The sequence below is a fragment of the Mesorhizobium sp. M7A.F.Ca.CA.001.04.2.1 genome (genome assembly GCF_003998485.1).
GTDB classification, from domain to species: domain Bacteria; phylum Pseudomonadota; class Alphaproteobacteria; order Rhizobiales; family Rhizobiaceae; genus Mesorhizobium; species Mesorhizobium ciceri.
On the sequence record NZ_RZQT01000001.1, the window covers coordinates 144,409 to 167,610 of the forward strand.

A 23,202-nucleotide genomic window follows, 5' to 3' on the forward strand; every position below is an offset into this window, starting at 1 on the left:
TCAATTCTCGGCGCCGAGGCCACGCGCCAGCTTGGCGTCCCGGTCGTAGGCCCTGACGATTTCCGCCACCAGCGGATGGCGAACCACGTCGCCGTCGTTGAAGCGCACGGTGACCGCGCCCGCCACGCCGTCCAGCACCCGCAAGGCTTCGACCAGGCCCGATTTGGTGTTCGAGGGAAGGTCGATCTGGGTCGGATCGCCGGTGACGATCATGCGCGAGTTTTCGCCCAGACGTGTCAGGAACATCTTCATCTGCATCGGCGTGGTGTTCTGCGCCTCGTCGAGGATGACGGCGGCATGCGCCAGCGTGCGGCCGCGCATGAAGGCAAGCGGCGCGATTTCGATCACTTCGGCGGCAATGGCGCGCTCGACCTTGTCGGCCGGCATCATGTCGTAGAGCGCGTCATAGAGCGGCCGCAGATAGGGATCGACCTTCTCCTTCATGTCGCCGGGCAGGAAGCCCAGCCGCTCGCCGGCCTCGACCGCCGGCCGCGAGAGAATGATGCGCTCGACCATGCCGCGCTCGAGCAGCATCGCCGCGTGCGCCACCGCCAGGTAGGTCTTGCCGGTGCCGGCCGGGCCGATGCCGAACACCAGTTCCGACCGTTCCAGCGCCCGCATATAGGCGTCCTGGTTGAGCGAACGGGCATAGATCGTCTTCTTGCGGGTGGCGATCTGGGCGGCGGAGACTTTGCCCTTGCGTTCCAGCGTTGGCAGGGTCAACTGATCGTCGGCGGCAATCGCCATGCGCACGGCGCCGTCAACGTCGGACTGGCCGATATCGACGCCTTTCTGGAGAATGCCGTAAAGATTGTCCAGGGCGCGGCGCGCCTGCTCGGCGGCAGAAGCGGACCCTTTGATGGTCAGCTGGTTGCCGCGTGAGCGGATGTCGACGCCAAGCTTCTGCTCGAGCCGGGCGAGGTTTTCGTCGAACTGACCATAAAGGGCGCTGGCAAGCTTGTTGTTGTCGAAAGTCAGAACGATGTGCGCCATGTCAGAAGCCCCAGATGCCGGTACCGGGGGCAGGTTCTTCAGCTCTGCTGCGCTCAACCGTCTCTCCTCATCTGCCGAGACCCTCAGGCCAATTCGGCGAACAGGCTGTTGTAGCCCGTCTTCGTGATTCGCACTTGGATAATGTCACCGATTTCGCCGGCCTTTTCATCAACAATAACCGGCTGCAGCCAAGGTGAGCGGCCAACCTTCTGGCCGGCCTGGCGGCCGGGCTTCTCGATCAGCGTGTCGATGGTGCTGCCGACGAGGCTCAAGCCGAAGTCCTGCTGCTGCTTCACAAGCAGAGCCTGCAGTCTCTGCAGGCGCTCGTCCTTGACCGCTTCCGGCACATGATCGGCCATTTCGGCGCCTGGCGTGCCGGGACGCGGCGAATATTTGAAGGAGAAGGCCGAGGCGTAATTCACCTGACGCACCAGCTCCATGGTCGCCTCGAAATCCGCCTCGGTCTCGCCGGGGAAGCCGACGATGAAGTCGCCGGAAAGCGCGATGTCAGGCCGGGCAGTGCGGATACGGTCGAGCAGCGCCAGATAATCCCTCGCCGTGTGCCGGCGATTCATCGCCTTGAGGATGCGGTCGGAGCCTGATTGCACCGGCAGATGCAGATAGGGCATCAACGACGGCAGATCGCGATGGGCCGCTATCAGCTCGTCATCCATGTCGCGCGGGTGGCTGGTGGTGTAGCGCAGACGCGCCAGCCCGGGGATTTCGGCCAGCCTGAACAGCAGGCGGCCAAGGCCCCACTCGTGGCCGTTCTCGCCCTGGCCATGCCAGGCATTGACGTTCTGGCCAAGCAGCGTCACTTCGCGCACCCCGGCTTCAGCCAGGCGCTCAGCCTCCGCGACAATCTGCGCCACCGGCCGGGAAACTTCGGAGCCTCTGGTATAGGGCACGACGCAGAAGGTGCAGAACTTGTCGCAGCCTTCCTGCACGGTGAGGAAGGCGGTGACGCCGCGCTTGATGACCTCGGCGCGCTTGGGCTGCGGCAGATGCTCGAACTTGTCCTCGATGGCGTAGTCGGTCTCGACGATCTTTTCGCCGCCGCGCACCCGCGCCAGCACGTCGGGGAGCCGGTGATAAGTCTGCGGGCCGATGACCAGGTCGACGGCCGGCGAACGGCGGATGATCTCGGCGCCTTCGGCCTGCGCCACGCAGCCGGCGACGCCGACCAGCATCTCGCGGCCGGCCAGGGCACGCTCGGCTTTCATGTCGCGGATACGGCCGAGCTCGGAATAGACCTTTTCGGCCGCCTTCTCCCTGATATGACAGGTGTTCAGCAGCACCAGGTCCGCCTCGCCAATGGCATCGGTCGCGGAATAGCCGTCGGCAGCCAGCGCATCGGCCATACGCTGCGAATCATAGACGTTCATCTGGCAGCCATAGGTCTTGATGAAGACTTTTCTCGCTGCCGTGGAAAGCACTGCCGGCTGTCCAGCCATAGTGCCGATGTCGTCGCTTTCTATCGTGTTCAAGTCCATAAGGCGGCTTCTAACGCCTTTCCGTGACAAAAAACAGACGATTCTCGGCCCGCGCCAGCAAGGGCATGCCGGGGCTAGCGGCTCGGCCGCGGGTCGGCAAGCGCCGCCTGCATCATCTCACGCACCTGGCTTTCCATCAGTTTCGACGTCTCCTTGCGGCTCGAACCCTTGGAAAAGGTGATTGCCTCGCCGAAATGCACCTCGACGTCGAGCGCGCCCTCCGCGAGCAATACCTTGAGATGCGGCATCAAATCCTCATCGCCGATCCAGGCGGCAAGCGGGCGATGCCGGCGGCCGAGCGGCACGCCGTGCAGACGCGTATAGGCGATCGCCACCGGCTGGATGAACACCTGTTCCGCCGCGCCTTCCGAAATCGCCATCGAGGCGGCGCCGAACAGCGTGCTCTTGAACGGCAGGACCATATTGCCGTCGCCGGTCGAGCCCTCGGCAAACAGCACCATCGCATCGCCCTTGGCCATGCGGCTGGCAATCTCGCTTGCCTGGTCGCCCGACGAACGCTTGCGCTCGCGCTCGATGAACACGGTACGCTGCAGCTTCGACAGCATGCCGATCAGCGGCCAGCCTTCCATATCAGCCCTGGCGATGAATTTTACGTCGGCAAAAGAGCCGAGCACCATGATGTCGGTCCAGGAGATGTGATTGGACGCAACCAGCAGCGGGCGCTTGTCGGACAGCGTCCCCTTGACATGGATGCGCATGCCGAGCGCCCTGATGATCAGCCTGTGCCAGATCTTGAGGATGAAGGTTTCCGGCCACCAGCCGGTCTTCATCGACAGTATCTGTAACGGCACGAGGACCAGCGAACCGGCGACAACGAGGCCCAGCGCCAGGAAAATCCTGATTTTCTTGATCATCGCCCCATCCCGGCCGTCTCGCTAGCGAAGATCGCGGCGCATGACAAGCGCGCCGGTCGGTCCGTGTTCGGCCGACCTGTAGTAATTCGGCCGCTTGCCGACCTCGCGGAAGCCCAGCCGGCGATAAAGCGCGATCGCCGCGACATTGGTCTCGTCGACCTCGAGGAACAGCGCTTCGGCGCGCTGCGCGTGCAGTTCGCGCAACACCGCGTCCATCAATTGCCAGCCCAGCCCCTGCCGGCGATGCGATCGCGCCACCGCGACGGTCAGGATCTCGCCCTCGCCTGCCGCAAGCCGCGCCAGCACGAAGCCGACGGGCGGCTTGGAGCCCTGTCCGGTTTCGCGCGCGGCATAGCCGAACACGGTGTCCTGTTCGAGCAAGGCGGCAAATTCGCCATCGGTCCAGGGGCGGACAAAGTCCTCGCGATGCAGCAGCGAGACCGCCGGACTGTCGGCGATCCTCAGCGGCTCGAGCGCATAGTCCCGGCGGCGTGGTTGGAGAAAAGGTATGCGCATCTAATCTTTGTTTTCTTGTTTGACCATGATCTCTGGACAAACGGGAACCGTTGTCCGTGAAAACCGGCTTCCACTTTTCGGGATCATGGTCTGATCCTTGAAAGAATGAACCCGGCCTGCGGCTTGGCGTCGGCGCCGCGCAGATAGAGTGGTTTCGGCCGTTCGCCCGCGCCGTTGGCGGCAGCCAGGCGAGCGTAGGTGACAATGTCGGCGGTGGCCGTCCGAGGGCCGACATCGAATTCGCGCCCGGCCGATGCACTGATGAGCGCTGCAGCGGTGCCGGTAAGCACCGGAGACGTTGCCATCGCCATTGCCACCACGTCGGCCAGCGTGGCCACGGCCGGACCGTAAGTCAATACTAACCTTTCGTCGTAAAAGGCCGCGTGGATCTCCTCACGGCCGGCATCCAGCGCCGCCAGCACGGCGCGACCGGGAAATGCCGTCGCTGCTTCGGCAGCCAGCGCCTCCAGTGTCGTCACTCCGATTGCCGGTATCTTCAGCGCCAGCGCCAGGCCACGCGCGGTCGAGACGCCGACCCGCAGACCGGTGAAGGAACCGGGGCCGACAGACACGGCAATGGCGCCAAGACCTGCATAGTCGGTTGCGCCTGCCTCCAGCGCTTCGGCGATGACCGCCATCAGCTGCTCGGCATGGCCCTTGCCGAGATCGAGCACCGAGCGGCCGAGCTCCCGCTTCGCCGTCCCGTCATAGACGCTAGCGGCGCAGAGGTTGGCGGCACAGTCGATGGCAAGCAATTTCATGAAGCAACCGGTTCGAAAGACAATTCCCTGTGCCCGCCACGGCCCGCCACCGCAAGGGGATAGTGCATAATTCGTTAAGCGGCTTCGCTTGTGGCCTATGCGGCCTGCTCGATGCGCAGCATGTGGTTGTCCCAGACATAGTCCGGTTCGGAGCGTGTCGCACCATTGCCCTCGACGATCTCGCCAGCGCCGGTGGTGGCCATGAAGCCGGTTCCGTCAGGTGCCACGCCGCAGACCTCGACCAGCGCGCTGTTCGCGACGACCCGGCCGCTGGCCGCATCGAGCACGACAAGCGAGTTGCCTTCCGGCGAGGAGACCGCGACCGTGCCGGCAGCCGGATTGGCGGCGACCGAGCCTATGTAGTTGCGGAAGCCCGACAAAACGTCCTGCGGCATGTCGAGCAGTTGCAGATCCTTGCCGCGCGTGGCGCGACCGACCAGCAGCGGACGATCGGTGCCCGGCCCCCGGTACTGGCAGCCGAACCAGACGGTCCCGGATGGATCTGTGTCCATGTGGCGGATAGACAGCTGATGCAGTGCGGCCGGCAATTCGTGCTTCTCGATGAGGTCGCCGGTGACGCGGTCTATCAATACGTAGGACGGCTTCATGGTCGCAATGTTGAGCTCGGCGCGGCCGTAATCCGGATGGGTCTCGATGCCGCCATTTGCTACCGCAATCGTCCTGCCATCGCCCAGGAGCAGAAGCTCGTGCGGACCCATTCCATAGGTCGGGAACTCGCCGACACGGCTGAATTTCGCCCGCGCATCGTAGACGCCGACGACGCCGGCGGCGTTGTCGAAGTCGTTTTCGGTGGCATAGAGCAGCGCACCGTCGGCCGAGAACACGCCGTGGCCGAAGAAATGCCGGCCGGCGATGCTGGCGATGGTCAGCGGCGCATCACGGCCCGAATGGTCGAAAACCACGGCGAAGGTGCCGGGCTGGCGCGCGAAGACCACCGAGCGTTTCGATATGGGATCGAAGGTGACATCGTGGCCGCGATCGGGCAGATCGATCGCATGCAGGACTTTGCCGGCCTCGGACAGGACGGCAGCGCCAAAGCTGCCGTCGCGTTTGACGAAAGCGGTGGCGAAGACGGCGTCGGCCGAAAGCGTCGTTGCCCAGGCCGATGGCGCCATCGCGGCCATGAAGCCAACGCCTGCAGCTCTCAGGAAATCGCGGCGATCTATCAGCGGGGTTTTCAATTCAGTCCCCATCCAGCGAGGAGAAGCCTGCGGTCAGGCCGAATTCAGCGGTCAACCTGGTCCCGATCAGGGTCGACAGGCTGGAGGTGATCAGCGCGAAATGATCGAGCTTGTCGCGCAATGCCGGATCGGCAAGCGCCTTGTCGATTGGACCGCTGACGGCCTTGGCGGTGGCGACACCGTTGACCAGCTGGATGTGGATAGATTCGGCCATCCAGCGCGCATCGGCCGGCAGGGCGTCGCCAAGTTTCGAGGCCTGGAACAGCGTATCGATGCCGGAGAGATTGCCGGCCAGTGACGCGGTGGTGTTTTGCGAGCGCCAATAGATCGCTTGTTTCGGCTTGTCCGCGTCCGGCTTGCCGCCGAAAAATCCTTTCAGGCGCACGTCACGCACCATTTCCAGCTCGTTGACGAAGACGCCGACCAGTTCGGTCACCGCTTCATTGCCGTCGCGGTAGAGCGGGTTCTGCGGCCCCGGATTGGCCCAAATCGCTGCAAAGCCGTCCGGTTTGTTCCAGGCGGCGCTGACCTCGCCGGCCATGGTTTCGATGTTGCCGGCAACAGCAGTGCCATAGGCGCAGCGGTAGGGATCATCCTTGCCGGCCAGTGCATCGGCGCCGTCGCCGTAAAGTACGAACTCCAGCGCGCCCAGCCCCTGCATGGCGACGCTCTTGCCGGCCAGTTGCGCCGGATCGGTGGCGGTCGGATCCTTGGCCGACAGCGCCGCCTGCACCTGCTTCAGGCCGATGCTCTTGCGATCCGGCCAGAACAGCATGCGTTCCAGCCGGTTGTTCTCCTTGATCGGCCCGAAGCCGATGATTTCGGCTGACGACCAGGCATAGACCGTGGCGGAGAATTCGGACCGTGCGGCATCGAGTTCTCCTTGCGAGGGCGTGACGCACAGCTCGCGCATGGATTCGGTCAAGGCTTCCGCATGCTCGTGCAGGCCAGCATAGGCCGGGCGGACGAAGCCATCGATCGCCCGCTGGATGATGTCGGAGGCTTTGACCGCCGCCGACGCAGGGACAACGCCCAGCAGGGCCAGCGGAAGAACGAGAAACAATGCAGAACGCTTGAACATCACAGTGACTCCAGGAATTTGAACAGCGCATTGCGGTCGGCCGCATTGGCTGCGGCAAAGCGGTCGCGCGCTTTCTGCGCCTCGCCGCCATGCCACAGGATCGCCTCGGTCAGGCTGCGCGCGCGCCCGTCATGCAGGAAGAATGAATTGCCGTTGACCGTCTCGGTCAGGCCGATGCCCCACAGCGGCGGCGTGCGCCACTCATTGCCCGTCGCATCGCCCACGGCCTGGCCATCGGCCAGATCAGGCCCCATGTCGTGCAGCAGGAAGTCGGAATAGGGCCAGATCAACTGGAAGGCCTGCGCCTTGTTGGGCGTATCGCGGCGCGTGACGAATTTCGGCGTATGGCAGGCAATGCAGCCGATCTCGTAGAATGTTTTTTTGCCCGCGAGCACGTCCGGCCGGTCGAGGTCGCGGCGCGACGGCACGGCCAGATTCTGCGAATAGAAGGTGACGAGATCCATCACCGGCGGCGGCGCCTCGACCGGGCCAAGACGCTGCTGCACGCCGTTCGGCATGGCGAGGCATTTTGCCTCCGCAGCAGTGCAATCGCCCCAATGCTTCGGCTCTTCGGGCGTCGAGATGCCGATGTCGCCGGCAAAGGCGTCCGCCGCCTGCTGGCGGATCGACGCGGTCTGTGCCTTCCAGCCGAAACGGCCAAGCGTCAGTTCTCCGTTCAGGCTATCGCGCACGATGTTCGGCCTGCCGGAAATGCCGTCGCCGTCCCTGTCGTCCGGATCGGCGTGGGCGAGAATATCAGCCGGCGCGATCTGTTCGATCAGGCCCAGGCCGATCATCGGCGGGGTCAGGCGCGGCGACAGCGTGGTGCGTGGGTCAAGCGGCCCGTAGCCAAGGCCGTCAACCGAATAGCTCGGCTTGCGCAAGGAGATTACAGTGCCGTCCGTCAGCTCTACCTTACGTTCCTGATAGTCGACATGCATCCTGCCTTCACCGGGCAGGCCGGGTACGGCGAGCTCCTGCAATTGCATGCCGTAGACCGGATCGGGGAAGTTAAGCACCTCGTGGTCGGCAAGCGCCGCCTTCTCTTCGACGCTGCTGGCGTCGCGGGCCAGCCGCAGGAACATCGACGTGGTGCCGGCGTTGCCTTGCGGCGGGCGGCCGCGGCCATCTTTCAGATGGCAGTTCTGGCAGGCGCGTTCGTTGAACAGCGGGCCGAGCCCGTCCGACGCCTGCGTCGAGGACGGCGACGAGACCCAGTTCTTGCGGAAAAGCGCGTTGCCGAGCTTGAAGTCGCCCTCTTCCTCGAAAGTGATGTTGGCCGAGGATTGCGAGAAAGAATCGCGGCTGACGTCCTTTCGGGACGTGCCGGCGCCACCTTGCATCAGCTCGAACTGCTCTGGCCTGGAAAAATCCGTGGTCGGCCTGGTGACGGCGATGACGCGCGCCTGATCCTTCGCATTGAGGTCGGTGCGCGTGGTGGCGAGCCCGGCCGGCTGAAGATTACCCGCCATCGCCGAAGAGGCAAGCGCCAACACGAGCACGACACAGCGCCGACGCGCCAATCCGGCTGGCGTCTTTGGAAGGAGCGGCGAGCCATTGGCCCGCCGCGAGCGGCGCACGAATTCTAGCAGGCGCCGCATTCCCGCATGCCCTTACTCCGCCTCGTCCGCCGATGCGGCGTTGAGCTGGCCGTATTTCTCCTCGCCGATCGAGGCAAGCAGGTCGAGCTGCGTCTCGAGAAAGTCGATGTGACCCTCCTCGTCGGCCAGCAATTCCTCGAACAGCTTCATCGTCACGTAGTCGCCGGCGTCGTTGCAGATTTCGCGCGAGCGCTTGTAGGCGGTACGTGCGTCATATTCGCCGGCAAGGTCGGATTCGAGCACTTCCTTGACGTTCTGCCCGATGCGCAGCGGCGCCACGGACTGCAGGTTCGGATGGCCTTCGAGGAAGATGATGCGGGCGACGAGCTTATCGGCATGGTGCATCTCCTCGATCGATTCCGCCCGCTCCTTCTTTGCCAGCTTGGCGTATCCCCAGTCCTCAAGCAGACGGAAATGCACCCAGTACTGATTGACGGCCCCAAGCTCCAGGAAAAGGGCCTCGTTAAGCCGCTCGATGATCTGCGGATCGCCTTTCATGAATTCTGCTCCCGTATTGGACGCGCAGGCCTCTGACGCGATCCAGGTGTGAAACGACATCCACGCCGCTCGCCTCCGAGCGGGCATGGTAATTTTCGGTGACCCGAATGATCGTTTCCACCACATTTGGGAAGCAGCCGCAACAGCGACCGCGCTTTTGCATGGCATGATAGATCTTCGCCGGCACGATCAGCTGCCAGGGATCCTGGTCCAGCAGCCCGACGATCGTCTGCTCGATCTCCTTCTCGGTGATGATATTGCAATGACAAATCAGCATTGGCTTGCTCGGCTGGCTGACGGCGTCTCCCGCGCCATGTGGCTTGATTTTCTAGCGGAGGCCGTTCCAGAGCCGGTTGTCCGGCTCCGGATCAGTCTCCCGTCTTTCGACCCTTACTTGAACACCTTGTCCGGTGCGTCGAGGCTGTCGGACCCTTCGAAGGCGATGGTGCTGAGCTTCAGGGAGCCGACGGCGCGCTCAATCGACTTGGTCTGATCGATCAGCGCATCGATCGCCGCCTGCACGGTGGCGTTGCCTTCAACGTTGCCCTCGGCGATCTGCTGGTCATAGGCCTCGCCAGCCAGTGCACGCGCCTTGATCGCCTCCATCTTGGCGACCGAAACATCGAGTTTGTCGGACAGTTCCTTGTCGATCGCCGGATCGGCCGCCTTCACCATATCGGCCACCGAGGGACCCGAAACGACGGTGCCGTCGAGACGCGTGTAGCTCGCATGATAGGCCGCGCGAATGCCGATGGCGTCGTAGAGATGCGAATTGTAGGTGTTGTCGGAGAAGCAATCGTGCTCCTCTTCCGGATCATGCAGCAGCAGGCCGAGCTTCATGCGCTCGCCGGCCAGTTCGCCGTAGGACAGCGAGCCCATGCCGGTGAAGATGGTCGAGATCGCCGTGTTCGGCTCGCCATCGACAAGAGCCTTGCGGGCGGCGCCGTCTTCCTTCCAGTTGCCGACCATCTCCTGAAGATCCGAAACCAGAAGGTCGCTGGCCGATTTCAGATACTCGGCGCGGCGGTCGCAATTGCCGCCGGTGCAGTTCTTGAGGTCGTAGTCGGTGAAGGGGCGCTCGCCGGCACCCGGGCCGGTGCCATGCAGGTCCTGGCCCCACAGCAGGAATTCGATGGCGTGATAGCCGGTGGCTACATTGGCCTCGATGCCGCCGGCTCCCTGCAGCGTGCCGGAGAGGAATTCCGGCGAAAGCTTCGATGCATCGACCTTCTTGCCGTTGATCTCGATCTCCTTGTTGGCGATCACATTGGCCGTGTAGAGCGCGTTCGCGTCCGATTCGGTGCCGTAGCTCTTGGCGACGTAGTCGATCAAGCCTTCATCCAACGGCCAGGAATTCACCTTGCCTTCCCAGTCGTCGACGATCTTGTTGCCGAAGCGGTAGACTTCGGTCTGCTGGTAGGGAACGCGCGATGCCTTCCAGGCGTCACGGGCGGCGTTGAGGGTTTCCACCGATGGCGTGGCGAGCAGCGCGTCGACCGCCTTGTCGAGCGCCTGCGCGGTGGTCAGCGAATCCTCGTATTTGGCGAGGGCGATGTCGGAATAGGCCTTGATGACCGCCTTTGCATCGGTTTCCGCCTTTGCCGGCAACACGAATACCGCCGCCGTCAGCAGGGCAGTGGCGCCGATCGCCGCAAGCCTGCTGCCATATCGTGCTGTCATGATCACTCTCCAGTTTCTCGGAAATTCTGTAAACGGCGCGCACGCCAACCGGCGCCAGGCCATCTGCGGGCCATTGGGCGCAAAAGATGCCGCGCGATCGCGCGGTTCGCGGAAGAAAGACACCAAAATGCCTCCAATCGAAAGGGTTCAAGGCCCAGACATTAAAGGGATGCGCTGATGCGCGAGCTTCCATAAAGCTGCGAGATCGTCGGATGTCAATGACAATCCGCAAGAAAAGTCAATTGAAACAACAGTTTAGAATTATTCTAAACTACGACTGTCAACTTTATGCATTCTCCTGCACCGGTCTTGCCGCTGAACTGTGCGATTGACAGCCGCCATCCCGGATGCGACCCGCAAAAGCTCGCTTGCAGCGGTGCCAGACAATTGCCATCTGGCGGAACATCCTAGGGTAGAATCGGGATTGAGTGCGATGAAGAACGGTGTGGTCATTGTCGGCGCGGGTCATGCGGGCGTGCAAGCGGCCGCCAGTCTGCGCGAAGACGGCTATGACGGGCCGGTGATCCTCGTCGGTGACGAGGACGAACTTCCCTATCACAAGCCGCCGCTGTCGAAGACTTTCATCAAGGATGCCGAGGCCAAGCCACAACCCTTGCGCGGCGAGGCCTTCTACACAGGCAGCGCCATCGATTACCGGCCTGGCGTCAGGATCGATCGCATCGATGCCGGACGCCGCAGCTTGGATATTGCCGGCGGGGGTGCGCTTGCCTTCGGCCACCTGATCCTGGCGACAGGCTCGCGCCCGCGCACGCTGCCGCTGCCCGGTGCCGACCTGTCCGGTGTGCTGTCGCTGCGCTCGCTGGCCGATGCGCGGCTGATCCGCGACCTCAGCGCGCAAACCGAAGAAGTCGTCATCCTCGGCGGCGGTTTCATCGGGCTGGAGATCGCAGCCACGTTGAGGGCCGCCGGCCGCACGGTGACAGTGGTCGAGGCGGTGGACCGGCTGCTCGGCCGCGCCGTGGCGCCGGTGGTGGCGAGCCACGTCCGGCAACGGCTGGAAGCGACGGGCGTGCGCATCCTCACCGGCACCTCGATCGCCGGGCTCGAAGGCGAAAACGGTCATGTCGTGGCCGCGATCACCTCGTCAGGCGAAAGACTGCCGGCGCGCATGGTCATTGTCGGCATTGGTGCCGTGCCGAATGTCGAACTGGCGCAGGAAGCTGGCCTCGGCATCGCCAACGGCATCCGCGTCGATCACCAGATGCGGACTTCGGTGCCGGAGATTCTCGCTATTGGCGATGCTGCCTCTTACCGTCACTGGTTCACCGGCGGCGACGTGCGGCTGGAATCGGTGCAGAATGCCACCGACCAGGCGCGGCTTGCCGCGCGCACGATATCAGGCCATGCCGACGCCTATTCTGCGGTGCCATGGTTTTGGTCCGACATCGGCGACATGAAGCTGCAGATGGTCGGCCTGACCGCCGGCGGCGACAGCCATGTCGTGCTGGGCGGCCTTCCCGACAACAAATTCTCGATCTACCACTATGCCGGCGACCGGCTGCTCGGCATCGAATCGGTCAACCGTCCGGGCGACCATATGCTTGGCCGCAAGATGTTGGGCGCCGGCTTCTCGCCGACGCCGCAGACGGTGGCCGCTGGCCCCGAAGGGCTGAAAGCGGCACTGGCTGCTTTCCTCGAGAATGAGCCCGCCAGAGCGGCGGGATAATTCCGTCCCTCAGGCGCGGCACCTTACTGATCAGGCGGCGCAGACTTCGCGGATCGAGCTTTCCAGAATGTCGAGTGCTTCGTTCATGACTTCGTCCTGGATGGTGATCGGCGCCAGGAAGCGGATGACGTTGCCGTAGACGCCGCAGGTCAACAGGATCAGGCCCTTGTCGAGCGCCTTCAACCGGATCGCATTGGCGATCTCGGCTGAGGGCAGGCCCTTCTTGACGTCGTTGAACTCGACCGCGTTCATGAAGCCGAGACCTCTGATGTCGACGATCTCGGGCACGTCGTCGCGGATCGAGTGCAGCCGCTGTTTCAGCCTTGCGCCCAGCGTATTGGCGCGGTCGCACAGCTTTTCATCCTCGATCACGTCGAGCACGGCGTGCGCCGCGGCAACGCCGATCGGACTGCCGCCATAGGTGCCGCCGAGCCCGCCGGGGCCGGGCGCATCCATGATTTCGGCGCGGCCGGTGACCGCCGCCAGAGGAAAGCCGCCGGCCAGGCTCTTGGCCATGGTGGTGATGTCGGCGGCCACCTCATGGTGATCCATAGCAAACATCTTGCCGGTGCGGGCAAAGCCGGTCTGCACTTCGTCGGCGATCAGCAGCATGCCGTGCTGGTCGCAAAGCTTGCGCAGCGCAACCAGGAAATCCCGCGGCGCGTCGTAGAAGCCGCCCTCGCCCTGAACCGGCTCGATGATGATGGCGGCGACCCGGGCCGGATCCACATCGGCCTTGAACAACCGGTCGAGCGCCGCCAACGAGTCGGCGACCGAGACACCGTGCAGCGGCACAGGGAACGGCGCATGATAGACATCGCCCGGCATGGCGCCGAAGCCGACCTTGTAAGGCACGACCTTGCCGGTCAGTGCCATGCCCATGAAGGTGCGGCCATGGAAGCCGCCGGCAAAGGCGATGACCGCCTGACGGCCGGTGGCATTGCGGGCGATCTTGATGGCGTTCTCTACCGCCTCGGCCCCGGTGGTGACGAAGATCGTCTTCTTCTCGAACTTGCCAGGCAGCATGCCGTTCAGCCGTTCGGCCAGGCGCACATAGCTCTCATAGGGCACGACCTGGTGGCAGGTGTGGGTGAAGCGGTCGAGCTGTGCCTTGACCGCGTCGATCACCCTGGGATGGCGATGCCCGGTGTTGACGACGGCGATGCCCGACGAGAAATCGATATAGCGACGCCCCTCGACATCCCAGATTTCCGAATTCTCAGCCCGGTCGGCATAAATCTGCGTGGTCATGCCGACGCCGCGGGAAATCGATTGGTTCTTGCGTTCGGAAATGGCTGAATTCTTCATCGTATCCCTCACCGGGCCGGCGCCCGTCCTGTTTGATGCCGTTGAGATGTCTTCTGACCTTATTTCACGTTTTCCTCAAGTCGGCACCACCGGCAGGCGATTGGGCCTGCGGTGGGCAGATCCCGGCGCTTAGCCAGTCGGGCGATACACGTACGAGACCGGTTTCCTTTTCCCGGGGATCGACTATCCTCTGGATGGCCGCGAGGCACCGCGATCAGCGAGCGGCCCGCGGTCGGGAGAGCCCATGAGCAGGAACGTGACTTCGCCCGTCTCGCAGCCATCGGTCAAAGCTCCCGGTCTTTTGTCTTTTCCAGCCGCCCCGGCGCTTTTCGCCTGCACGGCGGCGCTGCTTCTGACCGGCTGTCAGAAGCAGGAAGCGGCGGACAAGAAACTGCAGATCATGGTGCGCACCGAAACGGTGGCGATGGCCGACTATGCGCCAAGGACTTCGCTGACCGGGGTGATCGCGGCGCGTACGCTGAACAATCTGTCGTTCCGGGTCGGCGGTCGCGTCGCCGAACGGTTTGTCGATGTCGGCCAGCATGTCGATCAAGGCACGGTGCTCGCCCGCATCGACCCGCAGGAGCAGGAATCCGACCTGCGCTCGGCGCAGGCCGATCTTGATGCAGCCAAGGCGCAACTGACCCAGTCCGTTGCCGCCTTCGAGCGGCAGAAGACGCTGCTGGCGCAGGGCTTCACCACCAGGCGCGACTATGACGCCGCGGACCAGGCTCTGAAGGTGGCACAAGGCAGCGTCGAAGCCGCGCAGAGCGCTTTCTCCAACGCCCAGCAAAACCTGTCCTTCACCGAGCTCAAGGCCGGTGCCGCCGGCGTGATCACCGCCCGCCAAGTCGAAACCGGCCAAGTGGTGCAAGCCGCGCAAACCGTCTTCACCGTCGCCGAGGACGGCGACCGCGACGCGGTGTTCAACGTGCAGGAGACGCTGATCGCCAAGACACCGGCATCGCCTGCGGTGACGATCACGCTGTTGTCCGATCCGCAGGTCAGGGCAACGGGCAAGGTCCGCGAAATCTCGCCTGCGGTCGACCCGGCTTCGGGCTCGATCCGGGTCAAGGTCGCCATTCCCGACACGCCCGCCGGCATGCCGCTGGGAGCAGCCGTCATCGGCTCGGTAAGCGCCAAGCCGGCGAAGGCGATCCTGCTGCCGTGGCAGGCGCTGACGTCCAGCGCCGGCAAGCCGGCGGTCTGGATCGTCGATCCGTCGACCAAGGCGGTGACGATGGCGCCGGTCGAAGTGCTGGCGTTCAATTCGGGCACGGTCGTGATCGCCAGGGGGCTGGACGAAGGCCAAAGCGTCGTCACCGCTGGAGGACAGCTGCTCAGCCCTGGACAGACGATCGAGATATCGGGAGCGGGCCAATGAGCCGGACGCCGCGCATCCTGCTCGGCGTGCTCATGCTCGGCGCGCTGGCATCCTGCTCCAGGTCGGAGGAAAAGCCGCCCGAGATCATCCGGCCGGTGCTGTCGATGGTGATCGAGCCGCGCACCACGCAAGTCTTCGGTTTTGCCGGATCCGTCGAACCGCAGGTCAGCGCCGACCTGGCCTTCCGCCTGCTTGGCCGGGTCGTCTCGCGCGACGTCCAGGTCGGCGACATCGTCAGCAAGGGCACGACGATAGCGGCACTCGATCCGACCGCGCTGGAGTTGTCGCTCCAGGCGGCCAAGGCGGAACTGTCCAATGCCGAGGCGCAGTTCGCCAACGCCGCCGCCAGCGAGGAACGGCAGCGCCAGTTACTCGCCTCAGCCAACGCCACGCAAGCTGTCTTCGACGCCGCGCAGCAGGCGCGCAAAGCTGCGGAGGCAGGTGTCGAGCGGGCCAAGGCCTCGCTTGCCAAATCGCAGGAACAGCTCGGCTATGCCAGGCTGTTCTCTGATTTCGACGGTGTCGTCACCGCTGTCGGCGCCGAAGTTGGCCAGACGGTCTCGCCCGGCCAGACGGTCGTCACCGTGGCGCGCTCGGACCTGCGCGAGGCGGTGGTCGACATTCCCGACCAATTGACCGGTGATCTCGCGGCCGGCACGCCCTTCCAGGTCATCCTGCAGTCGCTGCCGACGATCCAGACCGGGGCTAAGCTGCGCGAGATCGCACCGCAATCCGAGGGCTCGACCCGCACCCGGCGCGTCAGGCTGACGCTCACGGATCCGCCACAGGCCTTCCGGCTCGGCTCGACGGTGACGGCGACCCGCGTGACCAAGGTGGCACCGACGATCGAACTGCCCATGTCGGCGCTGTTCGAAAAGAACGGTTCCGCGAAAGTGTGGATCGTCGACCCGCAGACATCGAGCGTGAACGCACGCGACATAAAGGTCGCGTCGAAGAATGGCGGCACCTTCACGGTGACCGAGGGGCTGGAGGCCGGCATGCGTGTTGTCACGGCGGGCGTCCACAGCCTGAGCGAAGGCCAGAAGGTGACAGTGCCCGAGGGAGGGGCCTCATGAAAGGCTTCAATCTCTCCGACTGGGCGCTCAACCACCGCTCCATGGTCTGGTATTTCATGCTGGTCTTCGTCGTGGCTGGCGTGTTCTCCTACCTCAATCTCGGCCGTGAAGAAGATCCCAACTTCACCATCAAGACGATGATCATCCAGGCCAACTGGCCGGGCGCCTCGGTCAAGGAAACCGTGCAGCAGGTGACCGACCGCATCGAGAAGAAACTCGAGGAACTCGATAGCCTCGACTACACCAAGTCCGTCACCACGGCCGGCCAGACCGTCATCTTCGTCAACCTGAAGGACACCACCAAGGCACGCGATGTCGTGCCGAACTGGATTCAGGTGCGCAACATGGTCAATGACATCGGGGCACAGTTTCCGCAGGGTGTGCAGGGCCCGTTCTTCAACGACCGCTTCGGCGACGTCTATGGCAACATCTACGCCTTCACATCGGACGGGCTGACGCCGCGCCAGTTGCGCGACTATGTCGAGGATGCCAGAACAAAGATCCTGACCGTGCCCAACGCCGGCAAGGTCGACCTGGTCGGCGCCCAGGACGAAGCGATCTATCTCGAATTCTCAACCCGCCAGATCGCCGCCCTCGGCCTCAACCAGCAAGCGATCGTCGCCAGCCTGCAGGCGCAGAACGCGATCACGCCGTCCGGCGTCATCCAGTCCGGGCCGGAGCGCATCAGCGTGCGTGTCGGCGGGCAGTTCACCTCCGAGGAAAGCCTGCGCGCCATCAATCTGCGCGTCAACGACCGCTTCTTCCGCCTGAGCGACGTAGCGACGATCACACGCGGCTACGTCGATCCGCCGACGGCACTGTTCCGTTTCAACGGCCAGGACGCGATCGGGCTCGCCATCGGCATGAAACCCAACGCCAACCTGCTCGAATTCGGCGAGGCCCTGCACAAGGAGATGGACAAGGTGCTGGCCGACCTGCCGGTCGGCGTCGGCGTGCATTTGGTCGCCGACCAGCCGGTCATCGTCGAGGAGGCCGTCTCGGGCTTTACGCGCGCGCTATTCGAGGCGGTCGCCATCGTGCTCGCCGTGTCGTTCATCAGTCTCGGCATGCGCGCCGGCTTCGTCGTGGCGCTGTCGATCCCGCTGGTGCTGGCCATCACCTTCACCGTCATGGCCTATCTCGGCATTTCGCTGCAGCGTATTTCCCTGGGTGCGCTGATCATCGCGCTCGGCCTTCTGGTCGACGACGCGATGATCGCGGTCGAGATGATGGTGGCGCGGCTGGAGGTCGGCGACAATCTGCGCAAGGCAGCGACCTATGTCTACACATCGACCGCCTTTCCGATGCTGACAGGTACGCTGGTGACGGTCGCCGGCTTCATCCCGATCGGCCTCAACAACAGCGCCGCCGGCGAATATACCTTCACCCTGTTCGTGGTCATCGCCGTTTCGCTGCTGGTGTCATGGATCGTGGCGGTGCTGTTTGCGCCACTGCTCGGCGTCACCATCCTGCCGGCGACGATGAAAACCAAGCATCACGACCAGCCGGGCCGCTTCACCTCGCTGTTCCGGCGCGTGCTTGTCGGCTCGGTGCGCCATCACTGGCTGACCATCATCGCCACCGTGTTGTTGTTTGCCGGCTCGATCGCCGGCTTCGGCCTGGTGCAGCAGCAGTTCTTCCCGCCATCGGACCGGCCGGAGTTGATCGTCGACTGGAACCTGCCGCAGAATTCTTCGATCGCCGACACGCGCGACCAGATGGAGCGGTTCGAGCAGCGGGCACTGGTCGGCAATCCCGACATCGACCATTTCTCGTCCTATATCGGCCAGGGCGCGGTGCGTTTCGTGCTCGCCTATGACGTGCAGCCGGCCAACCCCTATTTCGGCCAGACCGTCATCGTCACCAAGAGCATCGAGGCCCGCAACCGGGTCAAGCCGGCGCTGGAAAAGCTGCTGCGCGAGGAGTTCGTCGGCACCGACGCCTTCGTCAAGCCGCTCGAACTCGGACCGCCGGTCGGCCGCCCCGTGCAATACCGCGTCGGCGGTCCCGACATCCAGACGGTGCGCGAACTGGCGCAGCAATTCGCCGGTGTCATCTCCGCCAATCCAAAGCTCGCCGCGCCGACCTTCGACTGGAACGAGCCGCAGCGCGTGCTGAGGGTCGACGTGCTGCAGGACAAGGCACGCCAGCTCGGCATCACCTCCTCCGACATCGCCAGCGCGCTGAACAGTACGGTCGGCGGCGCTACCATCACGCAGGTGCGCGACGCCACCTACCTGATCAATGTCGTGGCCCGCTCCCGCGGCGCCGAACGCGGCTCGATCGAGACGTTGCAGAACATGCAATTGCCGACCAGCACCGGCGAGGCGATCCCGCTCGCGGCGGTCGCCAACTTCCGCTACGATCTGGAGCAACCGACGGTGTGGCGACGCGACCGCATCCCGACCATCACCGTGCGCGCCGGGCTGGTCGGCGACGTGCTGCCGGCCACGGTCGTCAACGAACTGAAGTCATCGGTCGATGCCTTCACCGCCAAGCTGCCGCCGGGCTATTCGATCGCCACCGCCGGCTCAGTCGAGGAGAGCGCCAAAAGTCAGGGACCGATCGCCGCCGTCGTGCCGTTGATGCTGTTCGTCATGGCAACGATCCTGATGGTGCAGTTGCAAAGCTTCCAGCGCCTGTTCCTGGTCGTCGCGGTGGCGCCGCTCGGCCTGATCGGCGTGGTGGCGGCCCTGGTGCCGAGCGGAGCGCCGCTGGGCTTCGTCGCCATCCTGGGCGTGCTGGCGCTGATCGGCATCCTGATCCGCAATTCGGTCATCCTGATCGTGCAGATCGAGGATCTTGTTCGAGAGGGCAAGGACCGCTGGGCGGCGGTCATCGAAGCGACGGAACACCGGATGCGGCCGATCGCATTGACGGCGGCGGCCGCCAGCCTGGCGCTGATCCCGATCGCACGCGAAGTGTTCTGGGGACCGATGGCCTATGCCATGATGGGGGGCATCATCGCGGGTACCGCAATCACGCTGCTGTTCCTGCCGGCGCTTTATGTGACGTGGTTCAGGGTCAAGGAGCCGAAGGGCCGGGAAGAGCCACCCGTTCTGGAGAACGGCGAACTGGCGCAAGGCTCAGCCTAAGGCTTTGCCTGATCATTCGTTGTCGTTGGAGGGCACAGGGCGCGACCTAGCGCGTTGCCATGACGACGATTTCGAGGTGCGCCAAGCGTGCCAGCCTTCTGGCAAGTCCGCCAACGCCTGGATGCTTTCGTCCCGCTGCACAACGTTTTGCAAGCTGACGATCATGATATCGCCTTCGTCAACAGGTCCGGTTTCGCTGTTGTGGAATTGCCAACTGCCGTCGTCATCGTCATGTGAGACGTATGCAATCCAATCGCCGCGGGTAACGACTGCCCTATCCACAAACACCGCGACATTGGGCGGATCCGCAAACTTCCATTCCTCCATGGGAATTCCCCAAGATGGTTGTTCGGCGCAAAAGAGAAAACGAATTCAAGCGGTTCTCGCAAACCCGTCGCTGGCCCGCAACAGATTGCGCGTATAGTCCTTGGTCACACGGCGTTCGACAAGATCCGCCGCCGCCAGATTCTCCACCGCCTCGCCGCTTTGCATCACCATTAGCCGCTCGCACATATGGGTGATGATGGCGAGGTCGTGGCTGACCATCAGGAAGGTCAGCTTGCGCCGCTTGCGTACCTCTTCCAGCAGGTTGAGCACTTCCGCCTGCACCGAGGCATCGAGCGCCGAGGTCGGCTCGTCGAGCAGCAGGATCGACGGTTCGAGAATGAGTGCACGCGCGATCGCCACGCGCTGGCGCTGGCCGCCGGAGAGCTGGTGCGAATAGCGAAACCGAAAACCGTTGCCGAGGCCGACTTCGTCGAGCGCCCGCTGGATACGCTTTTCGCCGTCGGCAAAGCCATGGATGGCAAGCGGCTCCTGCAGCAGACGGTCGACGGTCTGGCGCGGGTGCAGCGACCCGTACGGATCCTGGAAGACCATCTGCACTTCACGGTAGAAGGCCTTGTCGCGGCGCGCGCCGAGCGTCTTGCCGTTGACGACGATGCCGCCCGATGCAACCGGCGCAAGGCCGGCGATGGCCCGCAGCAGCGTCGATTTGCCGGAGCCGGATTCGCCGACCAGGCCGAAGGATTCGCCCGGCTGCACGTCGAGGCTGACGCCTTTCAGTGCGCGAAAACGGTCGAAGATCACTTCCAGCCTGTCGACGGCAATCGCAGAAGTCATGCCGCCCACTCCGGCTTGCGGTCGAGCACCGGCAGCGGGTGGCGGTCGGCACCGATCTTGGGCATGCAATTGAGCAGGCCGCGCGTGTAGGGATGCTGGGCCTGGCCGAGTTCGGACGCCTTGAGCTGCTCGACCACCTTGCCGGCATACATGACGATGACGCGGTCGCAGAAGGACGAGACCAGGCGCAGATCGTGCGAGATGAAGATCAGCCCCATGCCGCGCTCACTGACCAGCCGGTCGAGGATGCCGAGCACATCGAGCTGCACGGTGACGTCGAGCGCCGAGGTCGGCTCGTCGGCGATCATCATTTCCGGACCGGCGATCAGCATCATGGCGATCATGGCGCGCTGGCCCATGCCGCCCGAAACTTCATGCGGATGCAAATTGAAGACGCGAGAGGGATCACGGATCTGCACCGCCTCCAGCATGGCCAGCGCACGGTCGCGTGCCTCCGCCTTGCCGACCTTTTCATGGGTGCGCAGCGTCTCGACGATCTGGCGACCGATGCTCATCACCGGGTCGAGCGAATATTTCGGATCCTGCAGGATCATGGCGATGCGCTTGCCGCGCAGCGCCCGGCGTTCGCGTGGCGAGACGGTGAGCAGGTCGATGCCGTCGAAGGCGAGCTTGTTGGCCGATATCCGCGCCTGCGGTGGCGTCAGGCCCATGATGGCGCGGCCGGTCTGCGATTTTCCCGAGCCGGATTCGCCGACGATGCCGAGCCGTTCGCGGCCGAGCGAAAAGGAAACGCCGCGCACCGCCTCGATCAGCCCGGTGCGGGTCGGGAAGGTGACGCGCAGGTCGTCTACGTCGAGAAGCGTCTTCGTCTCCCCGCTCATTGGTCGCCACTCCGCGGATCGAGCGCGTCGCGCAGGCCGTCGCCAAGCAGGTTGAAGCCGAGGCTGACGATGAGAATGGCGAAGCCCGGCGCACCGGCCACCCACCATTGATCGAGCACGAAGCGGCGGCCGGAGGCGATCATCGTGCCCCATTCGGGCAGCGGCGGCTGCGCGCCGAGGCCGAGGAAACCGAGCCCGGCGGCGGTCAGGATGATACCGGCCATGTCGAGCGTCACCCTGACGATCAGGGACGAAATGCAAAGCGGCATGATATGTCGCAGCACGATGCGGAAGGGCGAGGCGCCCATCAGTTGCACCGCCTTGATGTAGTCGGAATTGCGCACCGTCAGCGTCTCTGCCCGCGCGATGCGGGCGTAGGGCGGCCATGAGGTGATGGCGATGGCCAGCACCGCATTCTCGATGCCGGGGCCAAGTGCTGCGACGAAGGCCAGCGCCAGGATCAGCTTGGGAAAGGCGAGGAAGATGTCGGTGATGCGCATCAGGATGGCATCGGTCCAGCCGCCGGCATAGCCTGCAACGGTGCCGACCAGAAGGCCGATGGGTGCGGCGATGATGGCAACCAGGATGACCACGTAAAGCGTCCAGCGCGAGCCGTAGAGGATGCGCGACAGGATATCGCGGCCGAGATCGTCGGTGCCGAACCAGTGCTCAGAGCTCGGCGCCAGCAGGCGCGCGTTCTTCAGGTCGCCAAACGTTGGCGAATAAGGTGCCAGCACGCCTGCAAGGGCGGCAACGACCAGCAGGGCAATGATGATGAGCAGGCCCAGAAACGCCAACCGGTTGGCGGAAAAGCGCCGCCACGCCACATAGGCGCGGCCGAGCCTTGCCTGCATGCGCGAGGCCGGCCGCTCGCTGAGCAGCCAGTCGCGACGGCTCTGGATGGTGTCGACGCTCATGCGGACTTCGTCCTCGGATCGAGCACACGATACAGCAGGTCGGACAGAAGGTTGATGGCGATGAACACCGAGCCGATGACGATGGTGCCGCCGAGCACCGCATTCATGTCGGCGTTCTGCAGCGAATTGGTGATGTAAAGACCGATGCCCGGCCATGAGAAGACGGTCTCGGTCAGCACCGAACCTTCCAGCAGTCCGGCATAGGACAGCGCGATCACCGTCACCATCGGCACCGCTGCGTTGCGCAGCGCGTGGCCCCAGATGATGCGGGTTTCCGACAGGCCCTTGGCGCGCGCCGCGACGATATATTCCTGCGACAATTCGTTGAGCATGAACGAGCGCGTCATGCGGCTGATATAGGCGAGCGAGAAATAGCCGAGCAGCGAGGCCGGCAGGATGATGTGGCGGAAGGCGTCGTAAAAAACGTCCCACTGCCCCTGCATTGCGGAGTCGAGGAGATAGAAGCCGGTGATCGGCGTAAAGGTGTATTCGTAGACGACGTCGAGCCTCGCCGGGAAGGCAACCCATTGCAGCTTGGCGTAAAACAGCACCAGCCCAAGCAGCCCCAGCCAGAAGATCGGCACGGAATAACCGATCAGGCCGATGACGCGCACGATCTGGTCGATGAGGCTGCCGCGCCTGACCGCAGCCAGCACACCGAGCGGCACGCCGAACAACGCGCCGATCAGCGTTCCGAGCGTCGCCAGTTCCGTCGTGGCCGGAAGCGCCCGGCGAATGTCGGTCATGACCGGATTGGTGGTCAGCACGGAGACGCCGAAATTGCCGTTCAGCGCATTCTTCACATAGATGTAGAACTGCTCGATCAACGGCAAATCGAGACCCATCTCGCGGCGCGTGCGCTCAACCACATTGGCCGGCGCCCGGTCGCCGAGCACCGCCAGCACCGGGTCGATCGGAATGACGCGGCCGATGAAGAAGGTGACCGCGAGCAGACCAAGATAGGTCGTGATCGCAATGACCAGGAAACGGCCAAGCGATGATGCAATAGCGACGGCGCGGGCGCTGCCGCGCCCCGCCGCCACTTCTTTTTCAACCGCGCTCATGCGGCGT

General features: G+C 64.1%; 21 protein-coding genes. 4 read left to right on the forward strand and 17 right to left on the reverse strand.

Annotation, left to right across the window (positions count from 1 at the left end; genetic code table 11):
* From EN955_RS00665 to EN955_RS00715, 11 genes are all read right to left on the reverse strand, one after another.
* On the reverse strand, positions 1–993 hold the full coding sequence (locus EN955_RS00665) for a PhoH family protein (RefSeq protein WP_023758127.1): 993 nt from the start codon (positions 991–993) through the stop codon (positions 1–3).
* A gap of 83 nt (positions 994–1,076) precedes the next feature.
* Entirely contained in the window at positions 1,077–2,447 is a 1,371-nt protein-coding gene (gene miaB / locus EN955_RS00670) for a tRNA (N6-isopentenyl adenosine(37)-C2)-methylthiotransferase MiaB (protein WP_244506962.1), read from the reverse strand.
* A 113-nt stretch (positions 2,448–2,560) separates the two neighbouring features.
* Positions 2,561–3,361 carry a 1-acyl-sn-glycerol-3-phosphate acyltransferase gene (locus EN955_RS00675; protein ID WP_024503456.1) on the reverse strand — a complete coding sequence of 267 codons (801 nt, stop codon included), beginning with the start codon at positions 3,359–3,361 and terminating at the stop codon, positions 2,561–2,563.
* A 21-nt stretch (positions 3,362–3,382) separates the two neighbouring features.
* The gene (rimI, locus tag EN955_RS00680) at positions 3,383–3,877 is read right to left on the reverse strand and encodes a ribosomal protein S18-alanine N-acetyltransferase (protein WP_024503455.1); all 495 of its coding nucleotides are present in this window, start codon (positions 3,875–3,877) and stop codon (positions 3,383–3,385) included.
* 83 nt (positions 3,878–3,960) lie between these two features.
* A complete protein-coding gene (gene tsaB / locus EN955_RS00685; protein WP_024503454.1) occupies positions 3,961–4,638 on the reverse strand; it encodes a tRNA (adenosine(37)-N6)-threonylcarbamoyltransferase complex dimerization subunit type 1 TsaB in 678 nt (225 codons plus the stop codon).
* A 95-nt stretch (positions 4,639–4,733) separates the two neighbouring features.
* On the reverse strand, positions 4,734–5,840 hold the full coding sequence (locus EN955_RS00690) for a DUF1513 domain-containing protein (RefSeq protein ID WP_024503453.1): 1,107 nt from the start codon (positions 5,838–5,840) through the stop codon (positions 4,734–4,736).
* 1 nt (position 5,841) lies between these two features.
* A complete protein-coding gene (locus EN955_RS00695) occupies positions 5,842–6,921 on the reverse strand; it encodes an imelysin family protein (protein WP_024503452.1) in 1,080 nt (359 codons plus the stop codon).
* Entirely contained in the window at positions 6,921–8,522 is a 1,602-nt protein-coding gene (locus tag EN955_RS00700; RefSeq protein WP_024503451.1) for a di-heme oxidoredictase family protein, read from the reverse strand. Before EN955_RS00700 ends, EN955_RS00695 begins: the two co-directional genes overlap by 1 nt.
* A 12-nt stretch (positions 8,523–8,534) precedes the next feature.
* Complete coding sequence (gene bfr / locus EN955_RS00705) at positions 8,535–9,020, reverse strand: bacterioferritin (protein WP_013527914.1); 486 nt, start codon at positions 9,018–9,020, stop codon at positions 8,535–8,537.
* Entirely contained in the window at positions 8,986–9,297 is a 312-nt protein-coding gene (locus EN955_RS00710) for a (2Fe-2S)-binding protein (protein ID WP_023811421.1), read from the reverse strand. Before EN955_RS00710 ends, bfr begins: the two co-directional genes overlap by 35 nt.
* A gap of 113 nt (positions 9,298–9,410) precedes the next feature.
* Positions 9,411–10,700, reverse strand: a complete 1,290-nt coding sequence (locus EN955_RS00715) for an imelysin family protein (protein WP_024503450.1) — start codon at positions 10,698–10,700, stop codon at positions 9,411–9,413.
* Between the two features lie 433 nt (positions 10,701–11,133).
* Between EN955_RS00715 and EN955_RS00720 the strand changes: the two genes are divergently transcribed.
* Positions 11,134–12,387 carry an FAD-dependent oxidoreductase gene (locus EN955_RS00720; protein WP_024503449.1) on the forward strand — a complete coding sequence of 418 codons (1,254 nt, stop codon included), beginning with the start codon at positions 11,134–11,136 and terminating at the stop codon, positions 12,385–12,387.
* Positions 12,388–12,417: 30 nt separating this feature from the next.
* Here EN955_RS00720 and EN955_RS00725 read toward each other — a convergent pair whose 3' ends face one another.
* Complete coding sequence (locus EN955_RS00725; RefSeq protein WP_024503448.1) at positions 12,418–13,695, reverse strand: 4-aminobutyrate--2-oxoglutarate transaminase; 1,278 nt, start codon at positions 13,693–13,695, stop codon at positions 12,418–12,420.
* Positions 13,696–13,939: 244 nt separating this feature from the next.
* On the opposite strand from EN955_RS00725, the gene EN955_RS00730 reads away from it, so the two are divergent.
* From EN955_RS00730 to EN955_RS00740, 3 genes are read left to right on the forward strand one after another with little or no spacing between them, the layout of a single operon-like run.
* The gene (locus EN955_RS00730) at positions 13,940–15,079 is read left to right on the forward strand and encodes an efflux RND transporter periplasmic adaptor subunit (protein WP_024503447.1); all 1,140 of its coding nucleotides are present in this window, start codon (positions 13,940–13,942) and stop codon (positions 15,077–15,079) included.
* Positions 15,076–16,155, forward strand: a complete 1,080-nt coding sequence (locus EN955_RS00735; protein WP_024503446.1) for an efflux RND transporter periplasmic adaptor subunit — start codon at positions 15,076–15,078, stop codon at positions 16,153–16,155. Before EN955_RS00730 ends, EN955_RS00735 begins: the two co-directional genes overlap by 4 nt.
* On the forward strand, positions 16,152–19,250 hold the full coding sequence (locus EN955_RS00740; protein ID WP_024503445.1) for an efflux RND transporter permease subunit: 3,099 nt from the start codon (positions 16,152–16,154) through the stop codon (positions 19,248–19,250). The genes EN955_RS00735 and EN955_RS00740 overlap by 4 nt, the downstream gene beginning before the upstream one ends.
* A gap of 12 nt (positions 19,251–19,262) precedes the next feature.
* Here EN955_RS00740 and EN955_RS00745 read toward each other — a convergent pair whose 3' ends face one another.
* The 5 genes from EN955_RS00745 to EN955_RS00765 are packed head-to-tail and all read right to left on the reverse strand — an operon-like array spanning position 19,263 to position 23,195.
* Positions 19,263–19,577 (reverse strand): hypothetical protein, encoded by a 315-nt coding sequence (locus EN955_RS00745; RefSeq protein ID WP_024503444.1) that lies wholly within the window; start codon positions 19,575–19,577, stop codon positions 19,263–19,265.
* Positions 19,578–19,622: 45 nt separating this feature from the next.
* Positions 19,623–20,372, reverse strand: coding sequence for an ABC transporter ATP-binding protein (locus EN955_RS00750; RefSeq protein WP_024503443.1), 750 nt, complete (start codon positions 20,370–20,372; stop codon positions 19,623–19,625).
* Entirely contained in the window at positions 20,369–21,214 is an 846-nt protein-coding gene (locus EN955_RS00755) for an ABC transporter ATP-binding protein (protein ID WP_024503442.1), read from the reverse strand. Before EN955_RS00755 ends, EN955_RS00750 begins: the two co-directional genes overlap by 4 nt.
* Positions 21,211–22,131 (reverse strand): nickel transporter permease, encoded by a 921-nt coding sequence (gene nikC / locus EN955_RS00760; protein WP_024503441.1) that lies wholly within the window; start codon positions 22,129–22,131, stop codon positions 21,211–21,213. Before nikC ends, EN955_RS00755 begins: the two co-directional genes overlap by 4 nt.
* Complete coding sequence (locus tag EN955_RS00765; protein WP_024503440.1) at positions 22,128–23,195, reverse strand: ABC transporter permease; 1,068 nt, start codon at positions 23,193–23,195, stop codon at positions 22,128–22,130. The genes nikC and EN955_RS00765 overlap by 4 nt, the downstream gene beginning before the upstream one ends.
* Positions 23,196–23,202: the final 7 nt, after the last annotated feature.

Excerpts from the sequence above, each read along its gene's own strand:
- EN955_RS00665 (WP_023758127.1), bottom strand. The coding sequence starts at position 993 with ATGGCGCACATCGTTCTGACTTTCGACAACAACAAGCTTGCCAGCGCC.
- miaB (WP_244506962.1), bottom strand. The coding sequence starts at position 2,447 with ATGGCTGGACAGCCGGCAGTGCTTTCCACGGCAGCGAGAAAAGTCTTC.
- EN955_RS00675 (WP_024503456.1), bottom strand. The coding sequence starts at position 3,361 with ATGATCAAGAAAATCAGGATTTTCCTGGCGCTGGGCCTCGTTGTCGCC.
- rimI (WP_024503455.1), bottom strand. The coding sequence starts at position 3,877 with ATGCGCATACCTTTTCTCCAACCACGCCGCCGGGACTATGCGCTCGAG.
- tsaB (WP_024503454.1), bottom strand. The coding sequence starts at position 4,638 with ATGAAATTGCTTGCCATCGACTGTGCCGCCAACCTCTGCGCCGCTAGC.
- EN955_RS00695 (WP_024503452.1), bottom strand. The coding sequence starts at position 6,921 with ATGTTCAAGCGTTCTGCATTGTTTCTCGTTCTTCCGCTGGCCCTGCTG.
- EN955_RS00700 (WP_024503451.1), bottom strand. The coding sequence starts at position 8,522 with ATGCGGCGCCTGCTAGAATTCGTGCGCCGCTCGCGGCGGGCCAATGGC.
- bfr (WP_013527914.1), bottom strand. The coding sequence starts at position 9,020 with ATGAAAGGCGATCCGCAGATCATCGAGCGGCTTAACGAGGCCCTTTTC.
- EN955_RS00710 (WP_023811421.1), bottom strand. The coding sequence starts at position 9,297 with ATGCTGATTTGTCATTGCAATATCATCACCGAGAAGGAGATCGAGCAG.
- EN955_RS00715 (WP_024503450.1), bottom strand. The coding sequence starts at position 10,700 with ATGACAGCACGATATGGCAGCAGGCTTGCGGCGATCGGCGCCACTGCC.
- EN955_RS00720 (WP_024503449.1), top strand. The coding sequence starts at position 11,134 with ATGAAGAACGGTGTGGTCATTGTCGGCGCGGGTCATGCGGGCGTGCAA.
- EN955_RS00725 (WP_024503448.1), bottom strand. The coding sequence starts at position 13,695 with ATGAAGAATTCAGCCATTTCCGAACGCAAGAACCAATCGATTTCCCGC.
- EN955_RS00730 (WP_024503447.1), top strand. The coding sequence starts at position 13,940 with ATGAGCAGGAACGTGACTTCGCCCGTCTCGCAGCCATCGGTCAAAGCT.
- EN955_RS00735 (WP_024503446.1), top strand. The coding sequence starts at position 15,076 with ATGAGCCGGACGCCGCGCATCCTGCTCGGCGTGCTCATGCTCGGCGCG.
- EN955_RS00740 (WP_024503445.1), top strand. The coding sequence starts at position 16,152 with ATGAAAGGCTTCAATCTCTCCGACTGGGCGCTCAACCACCGCTCCATG.
- EN955_RS00745 (WP_024503444.1), bottom strand. The coding sequence starts at position 19,577 with ATGGAGGAATGGAAGTTTGCGGATCCGCCCAATGTCGCGGTGTTTGTG.
- EN955_RS00750 (WP_024503443.1), bottom strand. The coding sequence starts at position 20,372 with ATGACTTCTGCGATTGCCGTCGACAGGCTGGAAGTGATCTTCGACCGT.
- EN955_RS00755 (WP_024503442.1), bottom strand. The coding sequence starts at position 21,214 with ATGAGCGGGGAGACGAAGACGCTTCTCGACGTAGACGACCTGCGCGTC.
- nikC (WP_024503441.1), bottom strand. The coding sequence starts at position 22,131 with ATGAGCGTCGACACCATCCAGAGCCGTCGCGACTGGCTGCTCAGCGAG.
- EN955_RS00765 (WP_024503440.1), bottom strand. The coding sequence starts at position 23,195 with ATGAGCGCGGTTGAAAAAGAAGTGGCGGCGGGGCGCGGCAGCGCCCGC.